The sequence below is a fragment of the Pseudoalteromonas sp. PB2-1 genome (genome assembly GCF_045040605.1).
Taxonomy (GTDB): domain Bacteria; phylum Pseudomonadota; class Gammaproteobacteria; order Enterobacterales; family Alteromonadaceae; genus Pseudoalteromonas; species Pseudoalteromonas arabiensis.
Window position 1 is genome coordinate 1,081,640 of sequence record NZ_CP090667.1, and the last position, 12,913, is coordinate 1,094,552.

9 protein-coding genes are annotated in these 12,913 nt (G+C 39.2%); 4 read left to right on the forward strand and 5 right to left on the reverse strand.

Features of this window, described 5'->3' with window-relative positions; all coding sequences use genetic code 11:
• The first annotated feature begins 7 nt into the window (after nt 1–7).
• Nucleotides 8–1,090, forward strand: a complete 1,083-nt coding sequence (locus L0Z67_RS05000) for a DUF4785 domain-containing protein (RefSeq protein ID WP_193988493.1) — start codon at nt 8–10, stop codon at nt 1,088–1,090.
• A gap of 115 nt (nt 1,091–1,205) precedes the next feature.
• Here L0Z67_RS05000 and L0Z67_RS05005 read toward each other — a convergent pair whose 3' ends face one another.
• On the reverse strand, nt 1,206–3,908 hold the full coding sequence (locus L0Z67_RS05005; RefSeq protein WP_405128528.1) for an AAA domain-containing protein: 2,703 nt from the start codon (nt 3,906–3,908) through the stop codon (nt 1,206–1,208).
• Nucleotides 3,909–4,477: 569 nt separating this feature from the next.
• Between L0Z67_RS05005 and L0Z67_RS05010 the strand changes: the two genes are divergently transcribed.
• Together L0Z67_RS05010 and L0Z67_RS05015 are read left to right on the forward strand one after the other, a co-directional pair.
• A complete protein-coding gene (locus tag L0Z67_RS05010; protein WP_062570398.1) occupies nt 4,478–6,583 on the forward strand; it encodes a TonB-dependent siderophore receptor in 2,106 nt (701 codons plus the stop codon).
• Nucleotides 6,584–6,705: 122 nt separating this feature from the next.
• Entirely contained in the window at nt 6,706–7,290 is a 585-nt protein-coding gene (locus L0Z67_RS05015; protein WP_193988495.1) for an ACP phosphodiesterase, read from the forward strand.
• A 495-nt stretch (nt 7,291–7,785) separates the two neighbouring features.
• Here L0Z67_RS05015 and L0Z67_RS05020 read toward each other — a convergent pair whose 3' ends face one another.
• Nucleotides 7,786–8,094 carry a hypothetical protein gene (locus L0Z67_RS05020; protein ID WP_062570400.1) on the reverse strand — a complete coding sequence of 103 codons (309 nt, stop codon included), beginning with the start codon at nt 8,092–8,094 and terminating at the stop codon, nt 7,786–7,788.
• 210 nt (nt 8,095–8,304) lie between these two features.
• Between L0Z67_RS05020 and L0Z67_RS05025 the strand changes: the two genes are divergently transcribed.
• Entirely contained in the window at nt 8,305–9,018 is a 714-nt protein-coding gene (locus tag L0Z67_RS05025) for a hypothetical protein (RefSeq protein WP_405128529.1), read from the forward strand.
• 57 nt (nt 9,019–9,075) lie between these two features.
• Here the strand turns inward: L0Z67_RS05025 and L0Z67_RS05030 are convergent, their stop codons facing one another.
• From L0Z67_RS05030 to zigA, 3 genes are all read right to left on the reverse strand, one after another.
• Nucleotides 9,076–10,776, reverse strand: coding sequence for an immunoglobulin-like domain-containing protein (locus L0Z67_RS05030; RefSeq protein ID WP_405128530.1), 1,701 nt, complete (start codon nt 10,774–10,776; stop codon nt 9,076–9,078).
• A 251-nt stretch (nt 10,777–11,027) separates the two neighbouring features.
• Nucleotides 11,028–11,696: a DUF1826 domain-containing protein gene (locus L0Z67_RS05035; protein ID WP_405128531.1), complete on the reverse strand. Its 669-nt coding sequence runs from the start codon at nt 11,694–11,696 to the stop codon at nt 11,028–11,030.
• Nucleotides 11,697–12,893, reverse strand: coding sequence for a zinc metallochaperone GTPase ZigA (gene zigA / locus L0Z67_RS05040; protein WP_405128532.1), 1,197 nt, complete (start codon nt 12,891–12,893; stop codon nt 11,697–11,699). It abuts the gene before it with no gap.
• Nucleotides 12,894–12,913: the final 20 nt, after the last annotated feature.

The following is a 12,913-nucleotide window of genomic DNA, read 5'->3' on the forward strand; positions in this document are numbered from 1 at the left end:
CTAAGCCATGATTAATAAGTTAACCACACTTTGTGCTGCAATGATGCTTGTAAGCACGGCGACGTATGCTAATGAGCAAACGGTTTATCAATTTCCTCAGGTGCAATCTTCATCTGCGGTGCAGTTACACATGCTTGAAAAAGATAGTGTTGAGTATTGGCAGAAGGTTTCGGGCAAAGAGCTTAAGCGCGGTGTGCCACTGTATGTAAACCAAGTAGATAATTTTATTCGTATCGCGCCAAAAGCACGCTTTGATAGTGGTGAAGTGTTTAAGCCTGATGATTTACAGCTCGATAAGTTATCAATCAGAGATGCAAACTCGCAGCTGTTATCAGTACAAGCTGTTGCGTCACAACAAAAAATGCAAAATGCTGGATTTAATGATGGTAGTGTAGGGCTTAGGCTTGGTCAGGTAGGTGCTAAGGCAATGTTAAAAACAAGCCAAGCCCTAAACGACAGCGATACTTATTTAGTACATGTAATTGAAAAAGGCTCACGTAATGCCTTACATGCTAAAACACAGTTTAAAGTGAAGGATCAGCAGCAACGTTTAGGCATACAGTTAAGTATGGGTCAAAAGCGCTTTAAAGATAAGCAGGTAAAACTAAGTTTATACAGCCCTAAAGGCGAGCAGCTTGATGTGCGTTATGAAAATGGTGAAGCGGTGCTTAAATACCCACTTGAAACCCTAGGTGCCGTAAATGGTTACTATGAACTTGAGGCAAGTGTTAAAGCGGTGGTAAATGGGCAAATAGTTAAACGCTCTATAAAAATGCCGTTTGTGCACAGTTCGCAAACCATCACTATGGATAACGCGAAAGTGACAGCTCTTGGTAATAATCAATACCAAGCTCAGGTACCTGTGCAAGTAACCGATGCTGGCCGCTACGCGATTCGTGCAACGTTAACAGGCATGGGCGATAAAGGTAAACGTGTAAAGCTTGCAACGGTTGAGGTCGCAAAGCAGATTAATGGTCAAGATAACTTTATGATGCCGTTTTCTGTGACTAAAGCTGCCAAAGCACCATTTGAGTTGGTGGATATTGAACTTACCGATCAAACACGAATGTTAAAGTTTGCAGGAGAATAAAGGTCAAGCAATATGCAATGGGTTGGAGGTTGTAGTGCAACCTCCGACTTTTTAGGGATTATTGATAGCCGCTTTAGGGAATTATTTAGCGAGTATGAATACGCTGGTAATGGATTTATTCGTTATTCGCCAAAACGGGTATTTCTGTCATTGTGGTTACTATTTTTTCAATACATGCGTGTTTGTCTACAACCCACAGTCCGTAACTTATGGGTAGCATTTCAATGCCAGCACGTTTGAATCGTTTGTAGGTGTTTAGCTCAAAAAAAGTGGCCCAAGGGCCAGGAAAACCAATCAGATCAACCGCTAAGTAGCGGCCATTGTAACGACATAAAATATCAACTTCTGTGCCAGCAATTGTGTAACCTGGCCATGTTTCAATAGCTCGTTTATTCAGTTCATTGATTACCTCATGCTGAAATTGATCAAGTTGGTTATGAACAGAGTGTTTAGCTTCAAATTCACTGATGCTTGTAAGGTACTTTTGTAATAGGTTTTGTTTGGGAAGTTGGGTTGCATCAACCGATAAAAATAGCACTTGTAGTTGGCGTGCTCGGGTGATTGTGACGTTAAAAACATCCGCTTTATTTAAATAGGCTGCGGCTCGTTTAGATTCATTGTCGAGTGAAAAAGAGATCAACATTATATCTCTTTCTTCGCCCTGAAAGCCAAACGGGGTAGCGGCACGTATTTTATGTTTTGTTATCTCCGATTCACTAAAGGTTGTGGCTATTTCTTTAGCTATGTCGTCGGCTTGTTGCCTAAACGGTGAAATTACCCCTATGCTATGGTTAACCCCCGTTTTTTCATCTTCCTGTATTTGTGTTTTTATAAACTCTATAACACTCAAGGTTTCTCGATGATTTACCCCTGTTTTATTTCTTATGCCGTTAATGCTTTTTACATGTAAATAGCCACTGCTGGTACAGGGCTTATGTTGCATTACTTTTAATTTATTTTGATAAAAGTGCTGGTTACTAAAGTGAATAAGCTCTGGCTTACTTCTAAAGTGTTCATCAAGAAATGCAATGTCTGCTTGGCTATTAATTGAGTTCAGTGCTAAATCTAAAATTGAGTTATCACGATAACTTACTACACCTTGGCTATTATGGGATAAGTTATGTTGTGTTTTAAAATGTGCTTCTTTATGTTTTGCCAAAAAAGAGTAGTGTCTTAATTGTTTAGTATCGCCTACGATGAGTGCTCTTTTTGCGCGATAAAGGGCAGGAACACAACTACTAATATTACATTGAGTTGCTTCATCAATAATAACAAGATCAAACATTTCTGCTTTTAGTGGCAGAACACGGTGTAAGGTATTTAAGCTCACTAACCACACTGGAAATGCAGACAAAAGCGCACTGTACTCAATATTATCAAATAACTCGAACTGTCGTTTTGATGTGCGGCTACGTATTGCTTTATTAAAGGCTTGCAGAGACTGGCGCTGTGTTTCTACAAGTGTTTTAAGGTTTTTGAGTTTCAGTGCATTTAAATAGTTACTCGCGAGTAACTCTCTTTGCATATGTTGCGTGTTTATTTTATCTAAGGCTGACCACTGCTTTGTTAGTTGTTGAATTTTGCTTTTCACTAAAGTTAAGTAAAGGCGCTTTAGCCATTGAGGCGATTTGTCTTCAATATTTTTTAACCGTTGTCCTCTAATAATCGCTTTTTCACAAAACTTTAGGAAGCGTAGCTCTAGCGTATTTAATTGGCTGTTGAGCTGTGTAAGCTCTTGCTCACATTCATTGGGCTCTTTATTTAATTCATTTGAAAAATAGCCTGCTAGTAAAGATTCTAAATAATCTTTTAGCTTCGATAAAAATGCGTTTTGACCCGCTCTTATAGAGATATCACTTAAGTTGAAGTTTTCATCGAGTTTACTGGCAATGACGTCTAAAGCCGCATCATTATTTGCGACAACAAGCACTGACTGACCCCTTGCTATGTGCTCAGCAGCAACAGCGGCTATAGTGTAGCTTTTACCTGTTCCTGGCGGGCCAGATACACACCCTAATGAGCTATTAGCAGCAATTTCAATCACCTTTTTCTGCGAAGAGGAGAGCAATCCTGGCAAGTAATTAAATTTTAGTTGTGCTGCGTTACCAGTTGTATTTGTATGGCTAAACAGACTAGCCAGTGGGGCAGGCAATGTGTTTGAAGCTGTAATTTCTTCTAACTCATGGAGTATACCGCGAGAGCTTCTTGAGCGCTCAACAAAGGTAAGCATAGATACCGGTAATAACGAGGCTGTTTTTCTTTTTAGAGCACGCTGAATGGCGCTTGCATCTGTAAGCTCGGGATAGTTAAGTAACTCAAGTAGGTTAAGCTCAATAGGGCTGCCTTTGAGTCGTGAAGTCCAATAATGAGGTGATTGAATATCTACAGAGTTGGTAATGTGATGAACTGAGTCTTCCTCAGGCATCAGTAGTTGAATCAACGGTTCATTGACTTCAGGTACTGGGTTATTAGTTGAAAAGTAATAATCTTCACCGTCTTTTTCTATGCTTGCTTCGTTGAATAAAATAGGGGAAACAACCGATTTCATTTCACCTTTTATGTCTAATTTACCAACGAGAATAAACCTGACATAAAGCAAAACCCGCTCGCGTTGATATATTTCAACACGTTTAACCATTTGCTCGGCAAATTCGCTAGGCAATGGAAGCCGAGGTAAAAAGCCTGAGCCCAGCTCATCTTTTCCTTCGAGAACGAAACAATCTTCCTTTTTTAACTTATTGAGATTCCATAAATTAAGATCCGCGCTATCTTCTTTATAGCAATCTCGGTAATAAGAAAGGATGTTTTGAAGGTTCAAGATTAAATTCCATTTTTAAAAGTCAGTTTGCTGGTAATTTATAACATAAAACTTGGCGTTAATAGTGAGATTAACAGTAGATATCGGCATAGATCATACAAGTTTTGCTTGTAAAAAGTGTTACATCCGCTTTGGCAGATACTTGAAAGAAGTCACTGTAGTGGTTAACCATTTTTGGCCACCTCGTTATAAGTATTTCCAATACTGTTTTTTAGTATTGGCATCGTTTTAACGTAGGCCTTTTGAGTAATTTCAAATAGGTGAGTTCTCAGTGTTTAAAATTTACAGAACAAGATTACCTTACATTTTCACAAATTGGCTACTGAGCCTAGCGCTAGATAACCACAATTAAAGCGCTCTACAAGAGCTTTTTCATTGGGGATGAATACCCATTAGTACGATCATAATAGTGCAAGATTTTTCAATCGACATCTAGCTCTTTTATTTCTATTTATTTATAATATTACAAATGATAATAATTTTTGTTAACGATTGAGTTTTCACCTTGCCAGTAGAAGGGAGTTATGTGAGTGAAAACTTAATCGATTAAGTTTTGCTTAAGAGTTAAAATGAATAAATCAAACCTATTTAACGTGTCAGTTCTTTCGCTTGCTATTAGTGCACTTTTTTCACCACCGGTAGTCGCTGTAACATCATCAGATATAGAGAAGATATCTGTATCTGGAGTAAGACAGGCTTTTCGCGGTGATGTACCTATGAATCAGCAGCCTCAAAGTATTGAATTTATTTCAGCCAATAGTCTTGAATTTGCTGGTGTAACTGAGCTAAACGACATTTTTGATCTAACGCCAAGTATCACAGAGCAAAATGATTTTGGTGGTCTATGGGAGAGTTTCGCGATTCGTGGCTTAGTGGGTGATGAGAATATTCCATCGGGCTTTTTAATTAATGGCTATTCATCGGGCAGAAGCTTTAGTGGTATCCGCGATGCAAGCAATATTGATTATGTTGAAGTTATGAAGGGGCCAGGTTCTGCACTTTATGGGCGCTCAGAACCTGGTGGAACGATTAACATCATGACGAAAAAACCACAGTTTGAAGAGCAAGGCTATGTAAAAGTAACTGCGGGGAGCTGGCAAAACTACCGTGCTGAGGGAGATTACACCAATGCACTTTCAGAGCAGATTGCTTTTAGAGTTAATGGGGCGGTGGAAGATAGTGAAAGTTTTAGAGATTATCATGAAGCTCAAAAAACAGTTGTAACCCCTTCAATTCTTTGGCTTATTTCAGAACGCACGAAGTTAAATTATGAACTTGAATATGTTGATCAAAGCACAACCTTTGACCGCGGTATTGTTGCAATTGATGGTGATATTGATGCATTACCTATTGAATCATTTTTAGGTGAGCCAAACGATAAGCCGACAGAAGTTGATACGATTTCTCATCAGCTTACATTTGAGCATCAACTTGGGCAGTGGTCACTTTTAAATGGTTTTAGTTATAGTGATTCGAAGTTTATTAGTGAGTCGAGCGATGCCGAACTAGCACCTGCTAGGCAAATCTATTTTATGGATGGTGTAACATTAAGCAGACAACATAACCAACGTGACTTTCAAACCAAGTACTTCTCTACTCGACTAGAGCTCAGTGGTAGCATTGATACTGTGGGTTTCACTCATCATTTACTAATAGGTGCTGATGCCAGTAAATTTGATTTTGATAAACTTTGGCACCGATACCGTCCAACGATTGATGACACTCGATATGCAATCAATATGTACGAACCTGAGTATGGAAAAACAGCCCCAGAGGGAGCTCTGTTATTTGACAGTTCGGAGGTTCAGCATAGTTATGGGGTTTACATTCAAGATCAAATTGATCTGACTGAACAATGGAAAGTGCAGGTAGGTGGTCGATTTGATTGGTTTGATCAACAAATAGATAATCACATAAACAAACAAAGCTTAAAGAGCGACCAAACTACGTTCAGTCCTCGTGTGGGTATTGTGTACGCATACTCTGATGAGATTCAATATTATACTAGTTACTCTGAAGGCTTTAGACCAAATAGCGGCTACGATAAAAATGGTGATGCATTTGAACCTGAAGAAACAAGCTCTTTCGAAGTGGGTGTTAAATTCAGTTCAAATAGTGTCAATGGTAGCGTCACAGTATTTAGTGCAAAAAAGACTAATATGCTGACTACTGATTTGCAAGCAGGTATATCAACGGCGCTTGGAGAGGTAAGCAGTGAAGGGGTCGAGCTTGATTTACATGGTTACATCTCAGATAGTACATCTTTTGATTTTGCCTATACTTATACAGATGCAAAAACAGCCAATGATACAGTTAATACTGATTGGTGGGTCAAGTTACCCCAAGGCAGTCCTTTGTTGAATATCCCTAAACATAGCGCTAATGCTCAAATCAAAAGAGACTTAAACGACTTAGTGGACTTCGATGCAACAGTTGGCGTTGCGGTGCAGTATGTTGGTGAGCGTTTAGGCGAAACGATAGATCTAGACTATTACTTACCTTCTTACACCTTGGTAAACTTGTTTGCAAATTACGCTGTTAATAATGATGTCACTATACAGTTTAATGTAAATAACTTACTAAATAAAACTTACTACGCTAATTCTTATTCTGCAATTTGGACACAACCAGGTGAGCCGGTTAATTATAAGTTGAGCTTAAAATATAGCTTCTGACAATCTTAATCCAGTAATAGAGGAAAGGGGGCACCTTTCCTCCTAAAGTACGCTTTGCTCTGTTTTTTATTAACAGCCAATTTCTATTACAATCTATAAAACGACTTAATTTAGAGTATGTGTTGAACTACTTAGCTCACCTTTATTTTGCAAAACCGACAGCTGATTCACATTTTGGTAATTTGCTAGGGGATTTTGGCGGGCGTAGGCATGTAAACGGCTTGCCTATTACAGTCAAAAATGCGCTTGAGAATCACTATTTAGTAGACCGATTTACCGATGCACATCCTTTAGTAAAAGAAGCTAAACACTTCTTTTCTCCACAGCGTAAGCGTTTTGCCAGTGTTGCAATTGATGTGGTATTTGATCACTTCTTAATTCAGCATTGGCATCGTTTTAACGACCAGCCATTAGCAGATTTTAAACACCAAAGTTATGGGCTGTTAAATACACGCCAAGCCTTGATGCCCTCCCGTATGCAACAAGTTGTCACGAGTATGACCAATAATGACTGGTTCAAAGAATATGAAACAGTGGCTGGAGTAGGGCTTGCGCTTGATAATATCGCAAGGCGTATTCGTTTTAGTAATAACTTTTCAGGGGCTGCTGAGGATATTACCCGTCACTACCATGAGTTAGATGCCGTTTTTTTAGCATTTTTTCCAGAGCTAGTTGAGCACGTGAAGATACACAATCTTGAAAGATGATAGGTTGTACTAAACAGTGTTATGTATTTACTGTTTAACTAAGCAAGTATTGGTAGTTTATTTATAAAAATAGAATAATTAATGCGCTGTGTTTTTCTTTGTACTATTTATAGTATGTTTTTAGTTAAGTTTATTTTTTACTTATTTTATTCTTTCGTTCGGTTTTGTGTTTGATAATTATTTGATTCTATATATTTCATGTGCGATTCAAATTAATGCAGTTGAAGCCTTAAGTCTTATTTAGTATTGTTTTTTCGTAATATATTTAACAAGGAATTTTATTTCTAAGCTAGTTTTAACTAGCTGATGTTGTAATAAAAAGGGTTTAACACTGTTGATAAATGAAATGACGTATTAAAAATAAAATTTTATCAACTGGTGTGGTTAAATCGTTTATTTAAAGGTGTGAACTTTACTTAAGTTCACACCTTTTTAATTATAGGCTCAAGTTATACCATTTATGGTATTAAAACCGCTACTTGTCGATAGACAAAGTTAATCATCAGGGCCTTTTAAGGTAAACACTAAGTGCCTGCGCATGTCTTTTAGAATCACGCCTTTTTTCAGCATTGCTGCACTCAAGCGTTTCTGCCATTTCAACAGCTCAGGGTTTGCTGCATCTAATGTTTGCTGGTTTTCAAACTGAAAGCACAAAAGTAAAGAGCCTGGGAATAAGTGATATTCAACATCAAACCAGCATTGCAGCATACCTTCGAGCTCAGCGCGGCCTTGCTCTTCAAGGGCGTCGGCAACGTTAAGAACCAGTGCCTGTTGCTTTTGTTGTACTTTCGAGAGTGTTTTCATTGGGTGCCTTGTATTCATCAACAAAATTTAAATCATTAAAAGTAGCCACTTCTAATGATTGCGTGCAATTTACCATAGATTTTTTATTTGATGGCATTTTAGTTTTGAGCGAGGTTCGTTTTATATTTACTCATGGTGCTGGTTCAGGTATAAAATCTTTAAATAGCAATAAGTTACTTATTACAAATTTTAATATAAAAAGGAATTTTTATGGGGTCGATGGCCAAGCATTCACTTGAATTAGATTTAAATGACAAGAACTGGTTTCGATACGCCGCTTTTAAAGGGAAGTCGTCATTAACCGAGGATTCAATAACTGAGTTAGAGACATTACCAGGCCTTGCGGTTTTATCTGGCAAGGCAGAAGTTCTGTTTGCATTTATGGTATTCGCTATTTCGCTATCGGCCTTTTATTTAAAAGGTGCAGTGCTCCCTTGGTTGGCTTTTTTGATTTGTCTTGGTAGTTTTTTAGCTGTGTTTATCACAAAACGCATCATGACTTACAAAAAGTATGGCTTTGGCTTTAAATGGGCAATGAGCATAAGTAAGAATGAGCTTAAAATTGATAAATTGACGTTTAAAAAGCACACAAATCGTACAGTTACAATTGCTAGAGACGACATTGCAGAGGTGATATTTAATTATACAATGGATCTTAAGTACAGGCGGAAGTTTGGTGAAGCACATAGGAGGCTACCAAGTTTGCATGTTTGTGAAATCCACTTAAAAAATGGCGATACGCTTGAAATTGACGGGATGCGGGTAGGGCTATTTAACGTTTTATACTTAATGGTATTCCATGATTACCCGCTGAGTTTTAGAGGGACTCTAGCCGGTGGTGCAGGCAATGTTTCAATTTTATTGCTTCGCATGTTTGCTCTTTCGGCAATTGCGAGTTCACTTAGTATGCTTTTTTTAATTTGAAATAGAGTGTACGTTAAAGCTCACATTACAGACGTTCTGTGAGCTTTAATAATCGTATTAGTTTGCTAATTGGCAAGCATTATTAGCAAGTTTCCAAACGCCCCATTGGTCTGAGCTAGTCGGTTGTTCACCTTTAGTCCACCAACCGGCTCTATAAATATTTCCTTCATAGTTTACTAGTTGGTTTGCTAGATAGACTGTGTCTTTATCCCATTGGCTTGCACATAGTGTGCTGTCTGAAATTGTAATAGTTCTAACCACTGTTGAGGTTTGTGAAGCACTGTCAGATACTGAATAGGTTAGGGTGTATTGACCAACTCTTGAGTTATCAACACGACCTGAAACTGAGACGTTAGCTGTTAAATCACCGTCCTCAGTGTCATTTGCTGTGACACCTGCCATTGGTTCAAAAGTACTACCTAGGGCAAGCTTCACGTTATTAACCCCGCTGAATAAAGGCTTATCACTAAACACCTCGACTTTGCGGCTTTCTTTACTTTCGTTACCAGCAGAGTCTTTAACAGTATAAACGAGAATATATTGTCCGAGAGTTGATGTATCGACACGGCCCGTGACGACAATACTACTGGTGAGGTTATTGTCTTCTTTATCGATGGCGCTTACATTTGCTAGCTCGTCAAATGAGGCTCCTTGGCGAACTCTTGCGTCAGTTATACCACTTAGTACAGGTGCATTTTTTGGAGGTTCAATAATTTGACCATGAATAAAGGGACCATAGTTTTTTATAAAAGTGTTGTTATACATTGCACCTGCGGCATTCGTCCCCATGTCCCAATTGATAGACCAAGTCATCACGCCTTTGAGAGGCTGTCCTTGCTGAGTTAATTGATTAAAGGCACTGTAAAGCGTTTCAGGATTTTGAATAAACCCAGATGCCGCTGCATCCATATTGGCAGGAATACCAAACACGAGTTTATCATTCGGGATTTTATGAAAGCCGCGAGTACCATTTGCTAAAGAGTCAGCCATATAGTAGATGAACTCCTGCTTTAGAGATTCATTTGTTTGGGCAACCCAACCTACACCATCAACAAAAACACCGTCACCACCCTGATTATAAAACTGCGGGTTTATCCAATCATAATACCCTGCAAGTGCGGTAATATAAGGAATGTACTTACCACCTTGTCTAAGGTAAGGAAATTCTGGAGCCATGGTAATTAAAAAGTTTTTACCTTGCGCTTTGTAATGATCTTTTACCAAACGAAGTGCGGCAGGTATCACGGTTTGATTATTAGCTGCTGTCACGGCTGCTTGTTCAAGATCAATATCGAGTCCGTCAAAGCCAAATTTATCGGTAAGGCGAATTATTTCGTCGGCAAAAGCGTGTTCATCGCCCTGTTGTAACTCTATATGGGCATCGGCACCCCCTAAAGCGAGTAATACGCTACGCCCTTGGCGGTTTAGTTCACTAATTTCGTTGATAAACGCTTGTTCTGATAAACCTATGTTTGGATCTAAGCGAAAAGTGGGAATGCGGCCTTCTGCTACATCAAATACTTTCATAAATGAGACATTAACCACGTTATATTGGCTATTAACTTGTTTTAAACTAACGCAAGGTGCCTTCCCGCCTTTATAGCCTGCACCATCACACCAATTATGCCAGTAACCGACGACAACGCCACTTTGTTGATTGACCATTAGGTTACCATCATTTGCATTTGCTGGGAGTATTGAGAGTACAGATACGCTTATTGCAGTCATTGCAAACAGGTTTTGGGTTATTCTAATCATGTTGTTTAATTCCTTTCATAAAAAGTTACTTTCCTACTAAAAGCATACGTGCGTTTAGTTGATTAAACTGAACTTTGAACCATTATTAGGTACAATGTTCGGTGTTAAGTTATATGTGTTGATGTGAATTTAATGTGAATGGTAAGCGGCTTAAAAAGCGTTTAATTAACTTTTTATGTTTGGAGTTAAAGTCACTATTTTTGGCGCCCATATAAATACAGGCGTATTATTGTGTTTAGTTTGAGGTTTAATTAGGCAATAAAATCTAATGTGAGTAGTAAGCGCTTTTCCCCAGTTGCAACCTGTGGTGAGCGATGTACAAGGCCTAAACCTTCATTGTCTTGCCATGTTTCTCCTTTTAATAAGGCAACATCACCGACAGTTAATGATTGCACTTTAGTGTGTGGGGCAATTAAACCAGATTCCTGATCACTTAAACCTTGGTTTCCTGCACCCAGTTTACTGCGGTCGAGTCCGCTATTCTGTAGCCATTCAGAGCCACTACCGCTATAGGTGCTCACTAATCGACAAGGAACACGATCAACATGAAAGCGTGGGCACATAGCCCGCTCAAGTACTTTTAGTCTTAAACCCACACGATTAAGCTCAAATAAATAGCAAAACATATCAACAAGCTGAGCAAGATCGGCTTTAAGCGCTTTTGCTTGAGGTCGTTTTTCGAGTGCTTTATCAATGTCTGCCGCAATCGCGTTTTGATTGATCACAGCGTTAATACTGAGATCTGCAAAGGCTGCAACAGTCTCGGTTACTTCAGTTTGCAGCTGCTCTGATAAGCTACGCTGCCAAATTGCGATGTTATGCTCGGGTTTATAGATTTGTGAAAATACCACTGGGCTTAATGCTATTGCTGCCTCTGCTGGTAGGTTATCAGTATCATGTTCAAATGCGTGGGCTGTCATTTATGCTTCCTCCCAAATTGGAAATGGATCGGGTAGTGTTTGCCAAAGCTCTTTTCCTGCTAGCAGTTCATCATCGCTAAGCAAGCAGTTGTCGAGTGCGCGTGTGATTTCTGCTTGATTGAGGTTTTGACCAATAAAAACCAGCTCTTGACGCATATCGCCAAAGGGTTCTTGCCAAACTTGGTTAATTGAATTTAAGTAATCGTTATCGGTTGGCCACTGATCTTTTGGTAAGGCCTTCCAAAATATCCCGCCAAAACCATAACGTGCAATACCGCCAGCTTGGTTCCATTGACAAGCAAACTGTGGTCGAGAGGCTAGCCAGAAATAGCCTTTTGAGCGGAGTAGTTTGCCTTCGCGTTGATTATTATGGATAAAGTTATAAAATTTCTCGGGGTGAAAAGGACGCCTAGCCTCATAGGTAAAGCTACTAATACCGTATTCTTCGGTTTCTGGGATATGCTCACCGCGCAGCTCTTTTAACCAGCCTGGTGCTTGTTGCGCTTTTTCAAAGTTAAACAAGCCTGTGCCTAAAATTTTATTGATATCAATTTGACCATTTTCAATGGCAATAAGCTCTGCGGAGGTATTTAATGAGCTTAAAATGGCTTTTAAACTTTCAAGCTCATCTGCGTTAATTAAATCGGTTTTACTAATTAAAATCACATCAGCAAATTCAACTTGATCGATCAGTAAGTCGGCAACGCTGCGCTCATCTTCGTCACCTAAGTGTTCAACGGTTTCTTGCAAAAACTTGGCTTCGTTAAAGTCTTTTAGAAAGTTTACAGCATCAACTACTGTGACCATGGTATCAAGCCTAGCAACATCTGAAAGTGATACGCCGTCTTCATCGGCAAAGGTAAATGTTTCGGCGACCGGAAGGGGTTCTGAAATACCGGTTGACTCGATAACCAGATAATCAAATTGCCCCGTCTCTGCTAAAGCGCGTACTTCTATGAGTAGGTCTTCACGCAGAGTACAACAGATACAGCCATTACTCATTTCAACCAGTTTTTCTTCGCCGCGATTAAGTGACACATCGTTTTTAACTGTCGCCGCATCGATGTTTATTTCGCTCATATCATTGACGATGACAGCTACTTTTTTGTCTTGACGGTTATTCAAAATATGGCTGAGTACGGTGGTTTTACCTGCACCCAAAAAACCAGAGAGCACGGTGACGGGGAGTTTGCTCATGTTAGTGACCCTTAAGTAGA

Excerpts from the sequence above, each read along its gene's own strand:
- L0Z67_RS05025 (WP_405128529.1), top strand. The coding sequence starts at position 8,305 with ATGGGGTCGATGGCCAAGCATTCACTTGAATTAGATTTAAATGACAAG.
- L0Z67_RS05020 (WP_062570400.1), bottom strand. The coding sequence starts at position 8,094 with ATGAAAACACTCTCGAAAGTACAACAAAAGCAACAGGCACTGGTTCTT.
- L0Z67_RS05035 (WP_405128531.1), bottom strand. The coding sequence starts at position 11,696 with ATGACAGCCCACGCATTTGAACATGATACTGATAACCTACCAGCAGAG.
- L0Z67_RS05010 (WP_062570398.1), top strand. The coding sequence starts at position 4,478 with ATGAATAAATCAAACCTATTTAACGTGTCAGTTCTTTCGCTTGCTATT.
- L0Z67_RS05000 (WP_193988493.1), top strand. The coding sequence starts at position 8 with ATGATTAATAAGTTAACCACACTTTGTGCTGCAATGATGCTTGTAAGC.
- L0Z67_RS05030 (WP_405128530.1), bottom strand. The coding sequence starts at position 10,776 with ATGATTAGAATAACCCAAAACCTGTTTGCAATGACTGCAATAAGCGTA.
- zigA (WP_405128532.1), bottom strand. The coding sequence starts at position 12,893 with ATGAGCAAACTCCCCGTCACCGTGCTCTCTGGTTTTTTGGGTGCAGGT.